This is a genomic window from Pseudomonas sp. S2_B10, assembly GCF_054668425.1.
Window position 1 is genome coordinate 5,580,117 of record NZ_CP162768.1, and the last position, 19,451, is coordinate 5,599,567.

The 19,451-nt window shown below is 61.5% G+C and carries 12 protein-coding genes and 2 riboswitches; of the genes, 7 read left to right on the top strand and 5 right to left on the bottom strand.

Annotated features, from left to right (window positions below; translation table 11 throughout):
• Positions 1–44 precede the first annotated feature (44 nt).
• The gene (metH, locus tag AB4O45_RS24915) at positions 45–3,755 is read right to left on the bottom strand and encodes a methionine synthase (RefSeq protein WP_041478700.1); all 3,711 of its coding nucleotides are present in this window, start codon (positions 3,753–3,755) and stop codon (positions 45–47) included.
• Positions 3,756–3,910: 155 nt separating this feature from the next.
• Between metH and AB4O45_RS24920 the strand changes: the two genes are divergently transcribed.
• Both AB4O45_RS24920 and nfuA read left to right on the top strand, forming a co-directional pair.
• Complete coding sequence (locus AB4O45_RS24920) at positions 3,911–6,205, top strand: fatty acid cis/trans isomerase (RefSeq protein WP_460160709.1); 2,295 nt, start codon at positions 3,911–3,913, stop codon at positions 6,203–6,205.
• 104 nt (positions 6,206–6,309) lie between these two features.
• A complete protein-coding gene (nfuA, locus tag AB4O45_RS24925) occupies positions 6,310–6,894 on the top strand; it encodes a Fe-S biogenesis protein NfuA (RefSeq protein ID WP_003225494.1) in 585 nt (194 codons plus the stop codon).
• Between the two features lie 143 nt (positions 6,895–7,037).
• Here nfuA and cobM read toward each other — a convergent pair whose 3' ends face one another.
• The 4 genes from cobM to AB4O45_RS24945 form a co-directional block, all read right to left on the bottom strand.
• Positions 7,038–7,784, bottom strand: a complete 747-nt coding sequence (gene cobM, locus AB4O45_RS24930) for a precorrin-4 C(11)-methyltransferase (RefSeq protein WP_460095495.1) — start codon at positions 7,782–7,784, stop codon at positions 7,038–7,040.
• A 78-nt stretch (positions 7,785–7,862) separates the two neighbouring features.
• A complete protein-coding gene (locus tag AB4O45_RS24935; protein WP_122507089.1) occupies positions 7,863–8,276 on the bottom strand; it encodes a cobalamin biosynthesis protein in 414 nt (137 codons plus the stop codon).
• On the bottom strand, positions 8,273–8,974 hold the full coding sequence (locus AB4O45_RS24940; RefSeq protein WP_122751413.1) for a CbtA family protein: 702 nt from the start codon (positions 8,972–8,974) through the stop codon (positions 8,273–8,275). Before AB4O45_RS24940 ends, AB4O45_RS24935 begins: the two co-directional genes overlap by 4 nt.
• 11 nt (positions 8,975–8,985) lie before the next feature.
• Positions 8,986–9,183: a CbtB domain-containing protein gene (locus tag AB4O45_RS24945; RefSeq protein ID WP_016774486.1), complete on the bottom strand. Its 198-nt coding sequence runs from the start codon at positions 9,181–9,183 to the stop codon at positions 8,986–8,988.
• Between the two features lie 123 nt (positions 9,184–9,306).
• Positions 9,307–9,525, bottom strand: a riboswitch (cobalamin riboswitch).
• An 874-nt stretch (positions 9,526–10,399) separates the two neighbouring features.
• Positions 10,400–10,611, top strand: a riboswitch (cobalamin riboswitch).
• A gap of 99 nt (positions 10,612–10,710) precedes the next feature.
• Here AB4O45_RS24945 and cobW point away from each other — a divergent pair.
• From cobW to AB4O45_RS24970, 5 genes are all read left to right on the top strand, one after another.
• On the top strand, positions 10,711–11,775 hold the full coding sequence (gene cobW / locus AB4O45_RS24950) for a cobalamin biosynthesis protein CobW (RefSeq protein ID WP_305382855.1): 1,065 nt from the start codon (positions 10,711–10,713) through the stop codon (positions 11,773–11,775).
• 3 nt (positions 11,776–11,778) lie between these two features.
• Positions 11,779–15,627 (top strand): cobaltochelatase subunit CobN, encoded by a 3,849-nt coding sequence (cobN, locus tag AB4O45_RS24955; RefSeq protein ID WP_460160710.1) that lies wholly within the window; start codon positions 11,779–11,781, stop codon positions 15,625–15,627.
• A gap of 216 nt (positions 15,628–15,843) precedes the next feature.
• A complete protein-coding gene (locus AB4O45_RS24960) occupies positions 15,844–16,854 on the top strand; it encodes an ATP-binding protein (RefSeq protein ID WP_310219680.1) in 1,011 nt (336 codons plus the stop codon).
• A complete protein-coding gene (locus tag AB4O45_RS24965; protein WP_460161521.1) occupies positions 16,827–17,519 on the top strand; it encodes a vWA domain-containing protein in 693 nt (230 codons plus the stop codon). The genes AB4O45_RS24960 and AB4O45_RS24965 overlap by 28 nt, the downstream gene beginning before the upstream one ends.
• A gap of 357 nt (positions 17,520–17,876) precedes the next feature.
• Positions 17,877–19,436, top strand: coding sequence for a TerC family protein (locus AB4O45_RS24970; RefSeq protein WP_076563197.1), 1,560 nt, complete (start codon positions 17,877–17,879; stop codon positions 19,434–19,436).
• Positions 19,437–19,451 lie beyond the last annotated feature (15 nt).

Sequence of the window (19,451 nt, forward strand, 5' to 3'; positions counted from 1 at the left end):
CGATCCGGGAATCGCAAACTCCCGGATCGGCTTTGCAACAAGCCTCAGCTGTCGTAACCCAGATTCGGCGCCAGCCAACGCTCGGTCACGCTCAGATCCTGTCCCTTGCGTGCGGTGTAGCTTTGCACCTGATCCTTGTCGATCTTGCCCACCGCAAAGTATTGCGCTTGCGGATGGGCGAAGTACCAGCCGCTGACCGCTGCGGCGGGGAACATTGCGTAGTGTTCGGTGAGGAACACGCCACTGCGCCCGGCGCGCATTTCCGCAGCCTCTGGATCGAGCAGGGTGAACAGTGCCGCTTTCTCGGTGTGATCCGGGCAGGCCGGGTAGCCGGGAGCGGGGCGGATGCCACGGTATTGCTCTTTGATCAGTGCATCGTTGTCGAGGGTTTCATCCTTGGCGTAACCCCAATGTTCTTTACGCACTTGCTGGTGCAGCCATTCGGCGCAGGCCTCGGCCAAGCGGTCGGCGAGGGCCTTGACCATGATCGAGTTGTAGTCGTCGCCAGCGTCCTGATAAGCCTTGGCCACTTCTTCGGCGCCGATGCCGGCGGTGGTAATGAAGCCGCCGACGTAGTCGGTGACTTCGCTGTCTTTGGGCGCAACGAAGTCGGCGAGGCAGAAGTTCGGCTTGCCGTCGGTCTTGATGATCTGCTGGCGCAAGTGATGCAGCTTGGCCAGCGGCTTGCCGTTGTCGTCGTACAGCTCGATGTCGTCTTCGTTGACTTGATTGGCCGGCCAGAAACCGAACACCGCACGGGCGCTGATCAGCTTTTCGTCGATCAGTTTGGTGAGCATTTCCCGGGCGTCCTTGTACAGCGCAGTGGCGGCCTCACCGACCACTTCATCTTCAAGGATGCGCGGGAACTTGCCGGCCAGGTCCCAGGAAATGAAGAAAGGCGTCCAGTCGATGTACTCGGCCAGCACGTTCAAATCGATATTGTCGAGCACCTTGCTGCCGGTGAAGGTCGGTACCACTGGCTGATAATTGGCCCAGTCGAATTGCGGCTTCTTGGCGATGGCGGCGGCATAGCTCAGGCGTTCGGTGCGGGCGCTGCGATTGGAAGTGCGCTCGCGCACGTCGATGTATTCCAGGCGGGTTTTTTCGACGAAACCGGCCTTGAGTTCCTTGGACAACAACTGTGTCGCCACGCCGACGGCGCGCGAGGCGTCGGTCACGTAGACCACGGCATCGTTGCTGTACTTCGGCTCGATCTTCACCGCAGTGTGCGCCTTGGAGGTGGTCGCGCCACCGATCATCAGTGGCAGATGGAAGTCCTGACGCTGCATTTCGCGGGCAACGTGGACCATCTCGTCCAGCGACGGGGTGATCAGGCCGGAAAGGCCGATGATGTCGCATTTTTCTTCTTTGGCGACCTGCAGGATCTTCTCGGCCGGGACCATCACGCCGAGGTCGACGATGTCATAGCCGTTGCAACCAAGCACCACGCCAACGATGTTCTTGCCGATGTCGTGGACGTCGCCCTTGACCGTGGCCATGAGGATCTTGCCCTTGGCTTCCGGCTTGTCGCCTTTCTCCAGTTCGATGAACGGGATCAAGTGCGCCACGGCCTGCTTCATCACGCGGGCGGATTTCACCACTTGCGGGAGGAACATTTTGCCGGCGCCGAACAGGTCGCCGACGATGTTCATGCCGGACATCAACGGGCCTTCGATCACTTCGATCGGCCGCGCAAACGACTGCCGGGATTCTTCGGTGTCTTCGACGATATGCGTGGTGATGCCCTTGACCAGCGCGTGTTCCAGACGTTTGTTGACGTCCCAGTTACGCCACTCTTCGGTCTCGGCTTCCTTGACGCTGCCGTCGCCCTTGTACTTGTCGGCGATGGCGAGGAGGGCGTCGGTGCCGTCCGGGGTGCGATTGAGGATCACGTCTTCGACGGCATCGCGCAGCTCCACCGGGATCTGATCGTAGATCTCCAGTTGACCGGCGTTGACGATGCCCATGGTCAGCCCGGCGCGGATCGCGTAGAGCAGGAACACCGAGTGAATCGCCTCACGCACCGGGTTGTTGCCACGGAACGAGAACGACACGTTGGACACGCCGCCGGAGCTCAACGCATACGGCAGTTCGTCGCGGATGTAGGCGCAGGCATTGATGAAGTCGACGGCGTAGTTGTTGTGCTCTTCGATGCCTGTAGCGACGGCGAAGATGTTCGGGTCGAAGATGATGTCTTCCGGCGGGAAGCCGACTTCGTTGACCAGAATGTCGTAGGAGCGTTTGCAGATTTCCTTTTTGCGCGCTTCGGTGTCGGCCTGGCCGGCTTCGTCGAAGGCCATCACCACCACCGCAGCGCCGTAGCGCTTGCACAGCTTGGCGTGGTGGATGAACTGCTCGACGCCTTCTTTCATGCTGATCGAGTTGACGATGCCCTTGCCCTGGATGCACTTGAGGCCGGCTTCGATGACTTCCCATTTCGACGAGTCGATCATGATCGGCACGCGCGAGATATCCGGTTCGCCGGCGATCAGATTGAGGAAGGTCACCATGGCCTTCTTCGAATCGAGCATGCCCTCGTCCATGTTGATGTCGATGATCTGCGCGCCGGCCTCGACCTGCTGCAGCGCGACTTCGAGGGCTTCGGTGTAATTGTCTTCACGGATCAGGCGGGCGAATTTTGCCGAACCGGTGATGTTGGTGCGCTCGCCGACGTTGACGAACAGCGAGCTGCGATCGATGGTGAACGGCTCCAGACCGGAGAGGCGGCAGGCCTTGGGAATGTCCGGAATCTGCCGCGGCGCATAACCGGCCACAGCTTTGGCAATCGCTTCGATGTGCCCCGGCGTGGTGCCGCAGCAACCGCCGACGATGTTGAGGAAACCGCTCTGGGCGAACTCTTCGATGACTTTCGCGGTTTGCGAGGGCAGTTCATCGTACTCGCCGAATTCATTGGGCAGGCCGGCGTTCGGGTGCGCCGAAACGTGGGTGCTGGCCTTGTTCGACAGCTCTTCCAGGTACGGGCGCAGTTCGCTGGCGCCGAGGGCACAGTTCAGGCCTACGGAAATCGGCTTGGCGTGCGCTACCGAGTTCCAGAACGCTTCGGTAGTCTGCCCCGACAGGGTTCGGCCGGAGGCGTCGGTGATGGTCCCGGAAATCATGATCGGCAATTCGAGGTGCAGCTCTTCGAACACACCTTGAACGGCGAAGATCGCCGCTTTGGCGTTGAGGGTGTCGAAAATGGTTTCGATCAGGATCAGATCGGCGCCGCCCTCGATCAGGCCTTTGGTGGCTTCGGTGTAGTTTTCCACCAGCTCATCGAAGGTGACGTTGCGGTAGCCGGGGTTGTTGACGTCGGGCGACAGTGAGCAGGTGCGGCTGGTCGGGCCGAGCACGCCGGCCACGAAGCGCGGCTTGGCCGGGTTTTCGGCGGTCTTGGCGTCGGCAATCTTGCGCGCCAGACGTGCGCCTTCTACGTTTAACTCGTACGCCAGCTCTTCCATACCGTAATCGGCCATGGAAATGCGCGTGGCGTTGAAGGTGTTGGTTTCGAGAATGTCGGCGCCGGCGTCCAGATAGGCTTTTTCGATACCGCCGATCACGTCCGGACGGGTGATCACCAGCAGGTCGTTGTTGCCCTTGACGTCACTCGGCCAGTCCGCGAAGCGCTTGCCGCGATAATCCTGTTCTTCGAGCTTGTAGCTCTGGATCATCGTGCCCATCCCGCCGTCGAGAATCAGGATGCGCTCTTTGAGGGCTTGCTTGAGAGCTTGAAGGCGGACGCTGCGATCGGACATGTGGACTACTCGGAAAGACCATTACGAAGGAGCGCGATCATAGCAAACCTGTGCGCTTTTGGAGCATGTGCAGCTTTTGCATGAATATCGCTCATGTTGGTACGAGCGTCATAACGGTAGAATCGCAGCCTTTTTTTATCATCGAGATCAGCAGCATGCCGCACCGCTTCATCAGTTTATGGTTGCTGGTCCTGAGCGGGAGCGTTGCGGCGCAAGATCCCGCCATTTCTTCTTCCATCTCCTACAGCCGAGATATCCAACCGATCTTCACCGAGAAGTGCGTAGCCTGCCATGCGTGCTATGACTCGGCCTGTCAGCTCAATCTCGGCAGTGGCGAAGGCGCCGCCCGTGGCGCGAGCAAGATGCCGGTATATGACGGCGAACGCACCCAGGCTGCACCGACCACGCGCTTGTTTTACGACGCCTTCGGCAAGCGCGCCTGGCAGCAGAAAGACTTCTATTCGGTACTCGATGCCCAGGGCAGCCAGGCCGCGCTGATGGCACGCATGCTTGAACTCGGCCACAAGACGCCGCTGACGCCGAACGCCAAACTGCCAGAAGAGATTGTTCTTGGGCTCAATCGCAACAATCTATGCGCAATGCCTGCGGAGTTCGACGGATATGCCGGCGCGCACCCGAAAGAGGGCATGCCGCTGGCGGTCACTGGCCTGACCGACCAGCAATACCAGACCTTGCAGCGCTGGCTGGCGTCTGGCGCGCCGATCGACGAACAGAGCCTGGCGCCGAGTGCCAAAGAGGCCATGCAGATCCTGCAGTGGGAGAACCTGCTCAATGCTCCCGGTGCTCGGCAAAGTCTGGTCGGGCGCTGGTTGTTCGAGCACTGGTATCTGGCGCACATCTATTTCAAGGACGGCGAGCCGGGGCATTATTTCCAGTGGGTGCGTTCGCGCACGCCGAGCGGCCAGCCGATTGATCTGATCGCCACTCGCCGCCCCAACGACGACCCGGGCACGCAGGTGTATTACCGCATGTGGCCGGTGCAAGGGGTGATCGTGCACAAGACGCACATCACTTATCCGCTGAGCGCGGCGAAAATGGCCCGGATCAAAAGCCTGTTCTACAGCGGCAACTGGCAGGTCAACGCGCTGCCGGGTTACGGCCCGCAAAGCCGTGCCAATCCGTTTGCCACTTTCGAAGCGATTCCGGCGCAGGCGCGCTATCAGTTCATGCTCGATAACGCCGAATACTTCGTCCGCACCTTCATTCGCGGCCCGGTGTGCCGTGGGCAGATCGCGACCGACGTGATCCGCGACAACTTCTGGGCGCTGTTCCAGGCGCCGGAACATGATCTCTATATCACCGACCCGAACTACCGCGGCCAGGCCACGCCGCTGCTGGCGATGCCGGGGCAGAACGACGATGTCGGCAGCGTGCTGAGTCTGTGGCGCAACTATCGCGACAAGCGCAACGAATACGAGGCACTGCGCCGTGACAGCTATGCCGATCTGCCGGCGCCGAGCTGGTCGACGCTGTGGGCCGGCAACGACAACGCCTTGCTGAGCATTTTCCGCCATTTCGACAGCGCTTCGGTGACCAAGGGGCTTATCGGTGAGGTGCCGCAAACCATGTGGCTGTTCGACTATCCGCTGCTGGAGCGCACTTATTACCAGCTCGCGGTCAATTTCGACGTGTTCGGCAACGTTTCCCATCAGGCGCAGACCCGTCTGTATTTCGATCTGATCCGTAACGGCGCGGAGCAGAACTTCCTGCGCCTGATGCCCGCCGACTCGCGCGAGGACTACCTCAACGATTGGTACCAGGACGGCGGCCAGTTCAAGATGTGGCTCGATTACGAGGCCATCGATGACGACAAACCGACCGCGCTGAAACTCGACGAAAAAGACCCGAAACATGATTTCGCCATGCAGTTGCTGGCGCGCTACGGTGATCTGAACGCGCGGCCAGACCCGATCAATCGCTGCGACGGCGCTTATTGCTCGCGACCGAATATCGATCCGGCGTTGCAGGATGCCGAGCAGGCCCTGAGCCGTCTGGCCTCGCGCCCGGCCGCAGGGTTGAAAGTCATCGACCAGTTGCCCGAAGCGACCTTGCTGCGCGTTGAAACCGCCAGTGGCAAGCGCGAGGTCTACAGCGTGCTGCGCAACCGCGCCCACAGCAACGTGGCGTTTTTGCTCGGTGAGTCGCTGCGCTATCAGCCGGGGCTCGACACGTTGACTGTCTATCCGGGCGTACTCACCAGTTACCCGAATTTCATGTTCAACGTCCCGGCCGAGCAGGTGCCGGCGTTTGTCGATGCGATGGAGAATGCCAGGGATGCCAATCGGTTCGAAAAGATCGTCGAGCGCTGGGGCATTCGGCGCAGTCATCCGCAGTTCTGGCTGTATTTCCACGATCTGAGCCAGTACATCCATGAAACCGACCCGGTGGAAGAGGGCGTGCTGGATATGAACCGGTACGAGAATCTTTGAGTATTCGCAGGCGTGTGCCCGGGATTCTTTCCCGACAAAAATACTAGGACTTTGTCAGCCGCGCCGATTGGCGTAAACTGCGCCCACGCCTGCGAGGAGTTTTTATGACCGCTATTACCATTACCGACGCCGCCCATGATTACCTGGCTGATCTGCTCTCCAAGCAGAACACCCCGGGCATCGGCATCCGCGTTTTCATTACCCAGCCTGGTACCCAGTACGCCGAAACCTGCATTGCCTACTGCAAGCCGGGCGAAGAGAAGCCTGAAGACACCGCGCTGGGGCTGAAAAGCTTCACCGCCTACATCGATTCCTTCAGCGAAGCGTTTCTTGATGACGCGGTCGTTGATTACGCCACCGACCGCATGGGCGGCCAGCTGACCATCAAGGCGCCAAACGCCAAGGTGCCGATGGTCAACGCCGACAGCCCGGTCAACGAGCGCATCAACTATTACCTGCAAACCGAGATCAACCCGGGGCTGGCCAGTCACGGCGGTCAGGTCAGCCTGATCGATGTTGTCGAGGACGGCATTGCCGTGTTGCAGTTCGGCGGCGGTTGCCAGGGCTGCGGCCAGGCTGACGTAACCTTGAAAGAAGGCATTGAGCGCACCTTGCTCGAGCGCATTCCGGAGCTCAAGGGCGTTCGCGACGTGACCGACCACACGCAGAAAGAAAACGCCTACTACTAAGGTGTTCGCTGCGATCATGAAAAACGGCGCCCCGTGAGCGCCGTTTTTTTATGGGCAACTTTTGCCGCCCCATTCGCGAGCAGGCTCGCTGCCACATTGAAATGCAATGACCTGTGGGAGCGGGCCTGCTCGCGAAGGCGTCTTCAAGGCCGATAAAGATGCGCATGCCCGGCGCGATACAGCGAAGACTCGCTGAACACCTCGCTGCCCAGCACCCGCCCGACCAGAATCAGCGCCGTACGCCGAAAGCTTTTGGCCTCGACCTTTGCGGCAATGTCCGCCAATGTACCTACCACCCAGTCCTGATCCGGCCATGTCGCGCGGTGAATAACGGCAATCGGGCAGTCCGCGCCGTAATGCGGCAGCAGTTCAACCAGTATCTTTTCCAGATGATTGACCCCCAGATGAATGGCCATGGTCGCGCCGTGCTGCGCCAGGCTCGCCAGTTCTTCGCCGGCGGGCATCGCGGTCTTGTCGGCGTAACGGGTCAGGATCACGCTTTGCGAAATGTCCGGCAGGGTCAACTCGGCGCCCAGCAGCGCTGCGCATGCCGCCGTCGCGGTTACGCCCGGAATGATCTCGAAAGGAATGTTCAGCTCACGCAAGTAGCGGATCTGCTCACCAATCGCGCCGTACAGACTTGGGTCTCCGGAATGCACACGGGCCACATCCTGGCCTTGGGCATGGGCAGTCCTGATCAGATCGATGATCTGTTCCAGATGCAGTTCAGCGCTATTGGCCACGATTTCGGCCTGATGACCTTCCAGCACCGCTGCGGGTACCAGCGAACCGGCATAAATGATCACCGGGCAGCTGCGAATCAGCCGTTGGCCTTTGACGGTGATGAGTTCCGGGTCGCCGGGGCCGGCGCCGATGAAGTAGACGGTCATCGTTGAATCCTTGTGAAGAGGCGCAGGCACACTGCAGATGAAGCGTGCTCATGATCGATGGCGGGGATTATCGGGATTTTATGCAGCGCCGGCCAATGCCAGCGTGGCCTGCGCATATTTCTGCCGGTGGATCAGCAGTTTCGCCGGCGCCTGAATCAGTTGCTCGGCGAGCGCCAGCGCGGCGCTTTCCGCCACGCCGTAGCAGCCGGTGCGCTCAAAGGCGATCTGCGATTGATGGCTGAGGCGCTGCTGATAGGGCGCCAGTTCGGCACTGTTGAAATACTGCAGCGGCAGGTTCAATTGTGTGGCCAGTTCCAGCAACCCCGGTTCGTCGCGCTTGAGGTCGATACTCGCCAAAGCCTTGACCGCTCGCAACTCGATGCGGTGCGCCTGCAACGCTTGATCGAGTAATGCACGCAACGTACTGGCCGGGCAGCCGCGCTGGCAGCCGAGGCCGACCACGAGGGTCGGCGCTGCGCGGTCATCGGTCATGCCTGATATGGGCCTGCGCTTTTGCGGCGGAACAACCATGCACTGATCAGGCCCAAGGCCAGCCAGAACGCGACGTTGGTCAGCTGCGAAGCGATTTTGAACTGGGTTTCCAATGCCTCTGGAGCGAGCATCGAATGCACCTGCGGTTGCGGGGCGCCGATCACATGCGGCACGGCGAGAATCGCCACACCGAGAAGCTTCATCAGCCAGTGACGACTGAAGGCAATCAGTGCCAGACCGACGGCGGTCGAAGCGGCAGTGCCGATCCACCAGATCTGCCGCGATGCCAGATCGGCAGCCGCAGTGCCCGGCAATTCAGGTGGCAGGCCCAAGGTCGGCGCGAGAACGAACGTGGCGTAACCGGCCAGACCCCAGAGCAGCCCTTGCGAGGTCTTGGTCGGCGCGCGCAAGGTGTACAGGCCGGCGAGCATCAAGGCGAAACCCACTGCCACCACCAGATTACCGCCAGTGGTCGAGACCACGCGCTGCCAGCCGTCTTCCGGCTCCCAGGCTTCGCCATCATGGCTGTGGGCGGCGGTGCCGGCGGCGTGTTCGTGGACTTGCGCGACCGGTTCGGATTTCTCGAAGGATTCGGCCTGCAGAATCAACGGTGATACCCAGAAACTCTGCAGCAGGGTCAGCAGCAGGGCGGCCAGCAAGCCGGTGAAGCCTGCGGTTTGCGCGATACGCTTGATCATTTCGGCAGGCCTCAGTGGCACGGGAACGCGGCGCTGTGGCGGGTATCGTGGGCGGCGTTGTGCACCGCTTCGATGTGCGAGAAACCGGCGAACCAGACCAGGCTGGCACCGAGGATCGAGGCGAAGAGGGCGGCGGCGACGCGTTGGCCGAGTGTGGTGCTGCTGGAGATGTGGTCAGTGTGGCTGACGGTGTTACTGATGATCGACATAGCGCTTCCCTCTGAAATGTCAGCGGGTAAACAGAGCGCATGAAAATCCCTGCGGGCCGGGCACGCAGGGATTTCGAACAGCGCCCGCCCACCGCGGGTTTGTTTGTGTTCAGCGGCGCTTGCGCGTGCTGGGTGTTGCGGGCCGGTCTCCGGGCTCGCGAGGGGTTGGCTGGTCGCCGACCTGCAAGCATCACCTTCCCATGCCGGGGCACAGTGGATCTGACGCTTCGCTCGCTTACCGTTGCGGGGGCAGCACCGGACTGACATGGCTTTGAGTAAAGCACATGATTCACCGGTTTCCCGTTTCACCCTGTGAGGGGCACCCGTAACAAGGTGTGCAGGAGAACATGGGTTTGGGTTTTTAGTCAATTTCCGGGAGTTTTCGGTACTGCAGTGGGGGTATTTTTCTGATGTTTTTGTGTGTATATCCGTTGCTGCGGGTGTTGCTGATTACGGTTTCGCCCTTACGGCGAGGCACTTTTTCCAAACGCCGAAAAAGTACCCAAAAAGGCTTGCTCCTACGTTCGGCCCTCGCAGGCTCGGGTTCCTTCGCTCCGGGACTGATCCGGGCGCAGCGGCTCCGGTTTGCTTCGCTGCACCTACACTCGCTGTGTACGACTGCGTCGTACGGTCGCTGCGCTCCCACGCCCGGATCAATCCCTCCACTCAGCCTTGCGACGTCGCCGGTGGATCAAGATCAAGAGCACTCGAGCTAACGCTCATTGTTGAGTGGGGCGGCTGCGCTGCTTTACTTTTGCTTTTGTGGGAGCGAGCCTGCTCGCGAAGGCGGCCTGACAGCCGACCTGTTCTTGAGCTGGTGCGCGATCCAACTGTAGGAGCTGCCGAAGGCTGCGATCTTTTGCTTTTGCCTTTGCCTTTGCTTTTGCTCTGGCTTTTGATCTTTTGCCCCTTCGGCAGGCTTCGTTACGGGATCGATCCGGGGGTGGGAGCGCAGCGACCGTACGACGCAGTCGTACACAGCGGAAGGAGGTGCAGCGAAGCAAACCGTAGCCGCTGCGCCCGGATCGGTCCCGTAACGAAGGTACCCCGAGCCCCAGCGAGCGGGCCGTACGCCGGGGCAAAGCCTTTTGGTTCCTTTTTGGCGTTTGAAAAAGGGACTCGCTGTAAGAGCGAAACCATAAGAAGCCGTTACCGCAGCAACGGATATACCCCCAGTTTCAGACTCACCGACCATTGACCCACGACGGACCCATGCGTAGCCTTGCGCTTTCGAGGTTCTTCGGCACTCGCCGAAGCTAAGAAGGGAACGCGGTCAAAGCCGCGGCTGCCCCCGCAACTGTGAACGGTGATGTTCGTTGCCACGCCACTGCCAGCTCAACCGATGAGCCAGCGGGAAGGCGCAATGGACGCCAGGCCCAACGCCTGAACGCCGTCAGCCAGGAGACCTGCCTCGTCACAGATTCTCACTACAACCGGGCGGGGTGATCCGGTGGCGAATGCTTCCGGCGTGCACGCGCGCTGCCGGTTCTCGTCCCGTATGCCCGCCGCTTGCCAAAGGGCATACCGATGAAAACACTGGCCAAACTCCCCGTCACCATCGTCACCGGTTTCCTCGGTTCGGGCAAAACCACGCTGCTGCGGCACATGCTTGACAACGCTCAGGGCCGGCGCATCGCGGTGATCGTCAATGAGTTTGGCGAGTTGGGCATCGACGGTGAAATCCTCAAGCAATGCACCATCGGCTGCACCGAAGAAGAGGCCACCGGCCGCGTTTATGAGCTGGCCAACGGCTGCCTGTGCTGCACCGTGCAGGAAGAATTCTTCCCGGTAATGCGCGAACTGGTTGCCCGTCGCGGCGATCTCGACCACATCCTTATTGAAACCTCGGGCCTGGCCCTGCCAAAACCGCTGGTGCAAGCCTTCCAGTGGCCGGAAATCCGTAGCGCCTGCACCGTTGACGCGGTGATCACCGTGGTCGACAGCCCGGCCGTCGCTGCTGGCACCTTCGCAGCGTTCCCGGATCAGGTCGATGCCCAGCGCAAACTCGATCCGAACCTTGATCACGAGTCGCCGCTGCACGAATTGTTCGCTGATCAACTGGCCAGTGCTGACCTGGTCATCCTCAACAAAGCCGACCAGACCAGCGCGGAAGATCTGGCTCGGGTGCGCGCTGAAGTCGCCGAAGAGCTGCCGCCAGCGGTAAAAATCATCGAAGCCAGCAACGGCCGCCTGCCGCTCGACGTGCTGATCGGTCTCGGTGCCGGCTCCGAGGAGCACATCGACAGCCGCCACAGTCACCACGATCACCACCATGACGGTGATGACGACGATCACGATCACGACGCCTTCGATTCGATCTCAATCGAACTGCCGCAAGCTGACGAGAGCCTGCTGCTCGATGCGCTGACGCAACTGGTGGTGCAGCACGGCATCCTGCGGGTAAAAGGCTTCGCGGCGATTCCGCACAAGCCGATGCGCCTGTTGATCCAGGGCGTGGGCACGCGTTTCGATAAGCATTTCGACCGTCAGTGGGGCGCCGAAGAAGCGCGCGTCACGCGTCTGGTGCTGATCGGTCAGGAGCTTGATGCGGCACAACTCGAAGCGCAGTTGCGCGCTGCGCTCAGCGTTTAAGTCATGCACCTGCTCAGGACCCAGCCCGGCGGATTCGTCTCGGATGACAACATTGCCGATCTCGGACAAACCCCCGCCGAGTTGGTGATCCTGTGCAGCGGCGATTCCAGCCTGGCGCTGCTCGCCGAGGCTGCGCAGCAACTGCCCGATGACTATCCGAGCCTGCGTCTGGCCAACCCGATGCAGGTGCAGAATCATGCCTCGGTCGATCTGTATGTCGACGAAGTGCTGCGCCACGCCAAGGTCATTCTGATTTCGCTGCACGGCGGCATCGCCTATTGGCGCTACGGCGTCGAGCGGCTGGTCGAGTTGTCCGAACGCGGCGTGCAACTGATTCTGGTGCCCGGCGATGACCGCCCGGACCCCGAGCTCAGCGACTTGAGCACGGTCAGCGCCGACGTGCGCGATCGACTCTGGCAATTCCTGCGTCAGGGCGGCATGGGTAACGCGCTGGATTTCTTCCGTTGCCTGGGCAACCAATGGTTCGCCCGCGATTACCCGTGGAGCGAGCCGCAAACCCTGCCGCGCACGGCGATTTATCACCCACAGAAAAACAGCGCTGCCCTGAGCGACTGGCAAGCCGAATGGCTGCCCGGTCAACCGGTGGCGGCGCTGTTGTTTTATCGCTCGCATTTGCAGGCGGCGAACACGGCGTTCATCGATGTGTTCTGTCAGCGTTTGCAGGCAGCCGGACTCAATCCGCTGCCGATCGCGGTGGCCAGTCTGAAAGAACCCGGTTGCTTGTCGGTGGTCGAGGACTGGCTGGATGAAGTCGAGGCGGGGGTGATTCTCAACACCACCGGTTTTGCCCAATCGAGTCCCGAGGCGCCGCATCTACGCCCGTTTCGCCGCAACATCCCGGTGATTCAAGCGATCTGCGCCCAGGACAACGAGCTTGGCTGGCGCGACAGCGAACAGGGCCTCGGGCCGCGCGATCTGGCGATGCACATTGCTTTGCCGGAACTTGACGGACGCATCATCAGCCGACCGATCAGCTTCAAGGATCTGGCCTGGCGCAGCGAGCGCAGTCAGTCCGATGTGGTCTGCTATCGCGCCCAGCCTGAACGCATGGATTTCGTTGCCGAACTGGCGCGGCGCTGGGTTGATCTGGCGCGTGTGGCCAATGGCGAAAAACGCATCGCGCTGATCCTTGCCAACTACCCAACCCGCGACGGCCGCATCGGCAACGGTGTCGGCCTCGATACGCCAGCGGCGGCGCTGAACATCCTGCGCGCGTTGCGCGAAGAGGGTTATCCGGTCACGGCCGAGTTGCCCGACAGCGGCACCGAACTGATCCAGCAACTGCTCGGCGGTGTCAGCAACGACCTCGACAGTCTCGACCTGCGCCCGTGCCAGCAGAGCCTGACGATGGACGATTACCTGGCAATGTTCAATGCACTGCCGGAGGCGAATCGCGCGGCGGTGCTCGAGCGTTGGGGGGCGCCGCAAAACGATCCGATGTGCCGCGACGGTCGCCTGATGATCGCCGGTCTGCGTTTCGGTCTGACCTTTGTCGGCATTCAGCCGGCCCGGGGTTACCAGGTCGATCCGAGCGCGGTGTATCACGACCCGGATCTGGTCCCGCCGCACGGCTATCTGGCCTTCTATTTCTGGTTGCGCAACACCTACGGCGCCCACGGCGTGATCCACGTCGGCAAGCACGGCAATCTCGAATGGCTGCCGGGCAAAGGTGTTGGGCTGTCGGAAAACTGCTGGCCCGACGCGCTGCTCGGGCCGTTGCCGAATATCTATCCGTTTATCGTCAACGACCCGGGCGAGGGCGCCCAGGCCAAGCGGCGCACGCAGGCGGTGATCATCGACCACCTGATGCCACCGCTGACCCGCGCCGAAACCTATGGGCCGCTGCGTAATCTGGAGTTGATGGCCGACGAATATTACGAGGCGCAACTGCTCGATCCGCGCCGTGCCCGCGAGTTGCAGCGCGACATTCTGCAATTGGTGCGGGACACGCAGATCGACCGCGAGCTGCAACTGGATGCAGCGCTGGACAGCGATGCCGATGCGGCGATCTGGTTGCCGCGTCTCGACACTTATCTGTGCGATCTGAAGGAATCGCAGATTCGCGATGGGTTGCACATTTTTGGTGAATCGCCGAGCGGGCGCTTGCGTATCGACACCTTGCTGGCGTTGCTGCGCATCCCGCGCGGTGACGGTAAAGGCGCGCAGTCGAGCTTGTTGCGAGCGTTGGCCAAGGCGTTTGAGTTGGGCTTCGACCCCTTGGATTGTGCATTGGCCGATCCTTGGAATGGCCCGTGTCCGATCGAGTTGCAGGCCATCAGCGAAGAAGTCTGGCGCACCGCCGGCGACACCCGCGAACGCCTCGAACTCTTCGCCGCAGACCTGATCTTCCAAGCACTGAATGTCCCCTGTGGGAGCGAGCCTGCTCGCGAAAGCGGTGCGTCAGGTAAATCATTGTTGAATGACACACCGAGTTCGCGAGCAGGCTCGCTCCCACAAGGGGCGGGTTGGACTGAGGTTGATTTGATACTCGACCATCTGCGCGAAGTCGTCGCCCCGCGCCTCGACGCTTGCGGCCCCGCCGAAATGCGCGGTCTGCTCGACGCCCTCAGCGGTCGTTTCGTCCCGGCCGGCCCCAGCGGTGCGCCCAGTCGTGGCCGCCTCGACGTGTTGCCCACCGGGCGTAATTTTTATTCAGTCGACGTGCGCAATCTGCCAACAACTACAGCGTGGCGCATCGGTTTCCAGTCCGCCACGCTGATTCTCGAACGACACTTGCAGGATCACGGCGATCACTTGCGCCACCTCGGCTTGTCCGTGTGGGGCACTGCAACCATGCGCACTGGCGGCGATGACATTGCTCAGGCCATGGCTTTGATGGGCGTGCGTCCGGTCTGGGCCACGGGCAGTCAGCGCGTGGATGATTTCGAGATTCTGCCGCTGAGCCTGCTCGATCGTCCGCGAGTCGACGTGACGCTGCGGGTTTCGGGGTTTTTCCGTGATGCGTTTGCCAATCTCATCCGCCTGTTCGACGCCGCCGTGCAAGCGGTGGCCGCACTGGACGAGCCGGATGACTTGAACCCACTCGCCGCCAGAGTGCGCGCCGAACGCGAAGCGCTGTTGCAATCAGGCCTCGACGAGGACACGGCGCGGCGTCAAGCCGGGTGGCGGATTTTCGGGGCGAAACCGGGAGCGTACGGCGCCGGGGTGCAAGGCGCTATCGACGGACGTCTGTGGCAGTCGCGCGAAGACCTCGCCGAGGTCTACCTGAACTGGGGCGCCTATGCTTACGGCGGTGCCGACGAGGGCACGGCCGCCCGCGCGCAATTCAGCCAGCGCCTGAGCCAGGTGCAAGCGGTGCTGCAAAACCAGGACAACCGCGAGCATGACTTGCTCGATTCCAACGATTACTACCAGTTCCAGGGCGGCATGCTCGCGGCGGTGGAGACGCTGCGCGGCGAAGCGGCGGCCAGCTATCACGGCGATCACAGCCAACCGGATCTGCCGAAGATTCGTACCTTAAAGGAAGAATTGAACCGCGTGGTGCGCTCGCGCGCGGCGAATCCGAAGTGGATCGACGGGGTCAAGCGTCACGGCTACAAAGGCGCGTTCGAACTGGCGGCGACGGTTGATAATCTGTTCGCCTTCGATGCGACTACGCAATTGATCGACGACCATCAATATGCGTTGCTGGCGGAGGCATATTTGCTCGATCCGGCGACCCGGGATTTTGTTCGTGAGCATAATCCCCATGCGCTGCGCGACATGACCGAACGCATGCTCGAAGCGCAGCAGCGCGGGATGTGGCAGGAGCCGGGGGCTTATAAAGAAGCGCTGGAGAATTTGCTGTTGGATATCGAGGAAGATATGTAGCCGCTAAAAAGCTACCCTCACCCCAGCCCTCTCCCGGAGGGAGAGGGGGCCGATCTTTAGCGCTGTCGAAGTTTGCGTCGACCCGATGCATCACGTCGACAGAACTCGAGAGGCCATCACGGTCTGTTCCCTCTCCCTCTGGGAGAGGGCTAGGGCGAGGGCAACAACTGACACACCACAACGTCACGACCATCCACGACCACGAAAGAGAAACCCATGACCGACACCCCGCATTTCCCGCTCTCCGCCGTGGTCGGCGCCGATGACTTGAAGCTCGCCCTGTGCCTGACCGCCATCGACCCGAAAATCGGCGGCGTACTCATCGAAGGTCCGCGCGGCATGGCCAAGTCGACCCTGGCCCGGGGCCTGGCGGACCTGCTCGCCAGCGGCCAGTTCGTCACCTTGCCGCTGGGCGCCACGGAAGAGCGCCTGGTCGGCACCCTCGATCTCGACGCTGCCCTGAGCGACGGTCGCGCGCAGTTTTCGCCCGGTGTCCTGGCCAAGGCTGACGGTGGCGTGCTGTACGTCGATGAAGTCAATCTGCTGCCCGATCATCTGGTCGACCTGCTGCTCGATGTCGCCGCCAGCGGTACCAACCTGATCGAACGTGACGGCATCTCCCATCGGCATTCGGCGAAATTCGTTCTGATCGGCACCATGAACCCGGAAGAGGGCGAGCTGCGGCCGCAACTGCTTGACCGCTTCGGCTTGAACGTTGCCCTCAGTGGCCACACTGCGCCCGCCGAACGCGGGCAGATCATTCGCCGGCGGCTGGATTTCGACAGCAATCCGCAAGGGTTCTGCGCGCAGTGGGCGAGCGAGCAACACATCCTGCGTTCGCGCTGTGAAAGCGCCCGCGAGCGCTTGGCGGCCATCCCTCTGGATGATGCGGCATTGGCGTTGATTACCGAGCGTTGTTTCGCCGCCGGCGTCGATGGCTTGCGCGCTGATCTGGTCTGGTTGCGCGCGGCTCGCGCCCATGCGGCATGGCGTGGGGCCGATGCGATTGCTGAAGAGGATATCGACGCGGTGGCCGAATTTGCCCTGCGCCATCGCCGTCGCGAACAACCTTCGTCCAGCGCCCAATCACAAGCGCAATCTCCGTCAGGCACAGACAGCAAATCCGGCGAAGGCCAGGGCCAGTGGGGCGAGATGCCGGCAACGGCGCAAGCTACCGGTGCCCGCCGCGAAGTTCCGAGCTGGCCGCCACAGGCAAAAAAGCCCTAGGCATTCGCCCCCGATCCGACGCGGGGGCGAATGCCAGACCCCGTGCCGGACAACTCGACAATGGCCGCCAGGGCCAACGGCACGCTGCCAGCAGCGGTTCGGTGAACTGGCCGGGCACGCTGCTCAATGGCCGCCCGCAGCGCCGCGCCGATTTGCTGTTTCAACAGCGCACCCGTTCGCCCCATGAAATCTGGCTGGTGATCGTCGACGCGTCGGCCTCGACCCGTCGCCATCAGGCCTTGAGCGATGCCAAGGGCCTGCTCGCGCAGTTGTTCGACGATGCTTACCGCCAGCGGGCGCGGCTGGCGTTGCTGACCGCCAGTGGTTCTGCGCCGAAATGGCAGGTGCAAGGCTTGAAGGCCTCAAGCGGCCTGAGTGTCTGGCTCGCCGGCCTGGGCGCTGGTGGCGGCACGCCGTTGCTCGCGGCGCTGGAACAGGCGCAGCAATGGCTGACGGTTAGACGCAAGCGCTTTCCCGCCGAACAGCAACGCTGTCTGATCGTGACCGATGGTCGCTTGAAAGAGCTGTCGGGGTTGCCGGTGCTGGCGTGCCCGGGATTGCTGATCGACATCGAACGCGGGCCGATTCGACTGGGCCGGGCGAAGGATCTGGCGACCGCGCTGCAAGCGCAGTATCAGCATATCGATGAGCTGGGTCTACGCTGAAATCCGCCGCACCGCTCGCACCCCGTGGGAGCGAGCCTGCTCGCGAAGGCTTTTTCGGCAACGCTGAAAATCTTCGGTTACATTGATTCATACAGATTTTGAAATGATTTACCGCTGTGGAGCGGACCAGTCGACCCTGTACGCTCGAAGGCCATTTTTCATTCAGGATCTACATGAACACCCTCTCGGAGCCTCCCAGTCAGCACTCTCCAGCGCAACGTTGCGCGGTCTTGATCCTTTCGCAGCATCCCGTCTTCCGACCCCCGACTATGGTTGATAACGCGGCTCTTGAGCCTTCGCGTTGCGCTTCGCCGTGTCCGGCCGCCTGAATTCACTGAAGAGAGATCGAGACGTTTTATGGAATGGTTAGCGGATCCCACGGCCTGGTTAGGCCTGTTGACTCTGATCGTGCTGGAACTGGTGCTGGGTATCGACAACCTGGTGTTCATCGCAATTCTTGCCGACAAACTGCCGCCGCATCAGCGTGATCGCGCGCGGATCATCGGCTTGTCGCTGGCGTTGATCATGCGCCTGGGCCTGTTGGCGAGCATTTCCTGGCTGGTTACGCTCACGCAACCGTTGTTCGAGGTGTTCGACAAGAGCTTCTCCGGCCGCGACCTGATCATGCTGTTCGGTGGCGTGTTCCTGTTGTTCAAGGCGACGATGGAGTTGCATGAGCGCCTCGAAGGCCATGTCGGCGAGCGCTCGACCAACACGACCTACGCGCTGTTCTGGCCGATCGTGGCGCAGATCGTGGTGCTTGACGCGGTGTTCTCGCTCGACGCGGTGATTACCGCCGTGGGCATGGTCGATGAACTGGCGGTGATGATGATCGCCGTGATCATTTCCATCGGCCTGATGATCGTCGCCAGCAAGCCGCTGACCCGCTTCGTCAACGCACATCCGACCGTGATCATGCTGTGCCTTGGCTTCCTGATGATGATCGGTTTTGCCCTGACCGCCGAAGGTCTGGGCTTCCATATCCCGAAAGGTTACCTGTACGCGGCCATCGGTTTCTCGATCCTGATTGAGGTGTTCAACCAGATCGCCCGGGCTCGGCGCAAACGTTCGATGCAGGGCGTGCGGCCGATGCGTGAGCGCACGGCACATGCGGTGATGCGTCTGCTCGGCGGGCGCAAACTGGCGGCGGAGGAGGTTGGCGAGGAAATCTCCGACCTGCTGGACAACGGTGAAGCGCCGGTGGCCGAGCTGTTCGACCGTCGTGAGCGGGTGATGATCAGCGGTGTGCTGCAATTGGCGGAGCGGCCGATTCGCAACCTGATGACGGTGCGCGCCGACGTTGACCTGATTGATCTTGCGGATGACGCCGAAACCATTCGCACGAAGTTGATGCATTCGTCCTACTCGCGCTTGCCGTTGATTCGCGATGGCGCGGTGGACGAGCCGCTGGGCTTCGTACACAAGAAGGAACTGCTCAAGGAATATCTGGCGGGCAACGAGCCGAACCTGGAGCATCTGGCTCGCAAGACCGTCAATCTGCTCGACAGTTACTCAATCCTCAATGCCCTGGAACAGATGCGCGCGGCCTCGACCCACATCGCTTTCGTGGTCAACGAGTTTGGCGATTTCGTCGGTGTATTGACCATGACCGACATCCTCGAATCGATCGCTGGCGAACTACCCGATGCCAGCGAAATCGAAGGCCCGGACGTAGTCGAAGAGCGCGGCGGGTTTCTGGTCAGCGGCGCGCTGCCCTTGGCTCGCGTTCGCCAGCGTACCGGCTTCGATGCCGAGCCGACCGAGGATTATCAGACGATGGCCGGGTTGGTGATGAGTCTGCTGGATCGCTTGCCGATGACCGGTGATCGACTGGAATACGAGGGCTGGCAACTGACTGTCAAAGCGGTGGAAGAGCGGCGGGTGACGCGGGTGTTGCTGGAGCGCGCTGCCGCGTAATACTTGCGTTTTCTA

Excerpts from the sequence above, each read along its gene's own strand:
- metH (WP_041478700.1), bottom strand. The coding sequence starts at position 3,755 with ATGTCCGATCGCAGCGTCCGCCTTCAAGCTCTCAAGCAAGCCCTCAAA.
- AB4O45_RS24920 (WP_460160709.1), top strand. The coding sequence starts at position 3,911 with ATGCCGCACCGCTTCATCAGTTTATGGTTGCTGGTCCTGAGCGGGAGC.
- nfuA (WP_003225494.1), top strand. The coding sequence starts at position 6,310 with ATGACCGCTATTACCATTACCGACGCCGCCCATGATTACCTGGCTGAT.
- cobM (WP_460095495.1), bottom strand. The coding sequence starts at position 7,784 with ATGACCGTCTACTTCATCGGCGCCGGCCCCGGCGACCCGGAACTCATC.
- AB4O45_RS24935 (WP_122507089.1), bottom strand. The coding sequence starts at position 8,276 with ATGACCGATGACCGCGCAGCGCCGACCCTCGTGGTCGGCCTCGGCTGC.
- AB4O45_RS24940 (WP_122751413.1), bottom strand. The coding sequence starts at position 8,974 with ATGATCAAGCGTATCGCGCAAACCGCAGGCTTCACCGGCTTGCTGGCC.
- AB4O45_RS24945 (WP_016774486.1), bottom strand. The coding sequence starts at position 9,183 with ATGTCGATCATCAGTAACACCGTCAGCCACACTGACCACATCTCCAGC.
- cobW (WP_305382855.1), top strand. The coding sequence starts at position 10,711 with ATGAAAACACTGGCCAAACTCCCCGTCACCATCGTCACCGGTTTCCTC.
- cobN (WP_460160710.1), top strand. The coding sequence starts at position 11,779 with ATGCACCTGCTCAGGACCCAGCCCGGCGGATTCGTCTCGGATGACAAC.
- AB4O45_RS24960 (WP_310219680.1), top strand. The coding sequence starts at position 15,844 with ATGACCGACACCCCGCATTTCCCGCTCTCCGCCGTGGTCGGCGCCGAT.
- AB4O45_RS24970 (WP_076563197.1), top strand. The coding sequence starts at position 17,877 with ATGGAATGGTTAGCGGATCCCACGGCCTGGTTAGGCCTGTTGACTCTG.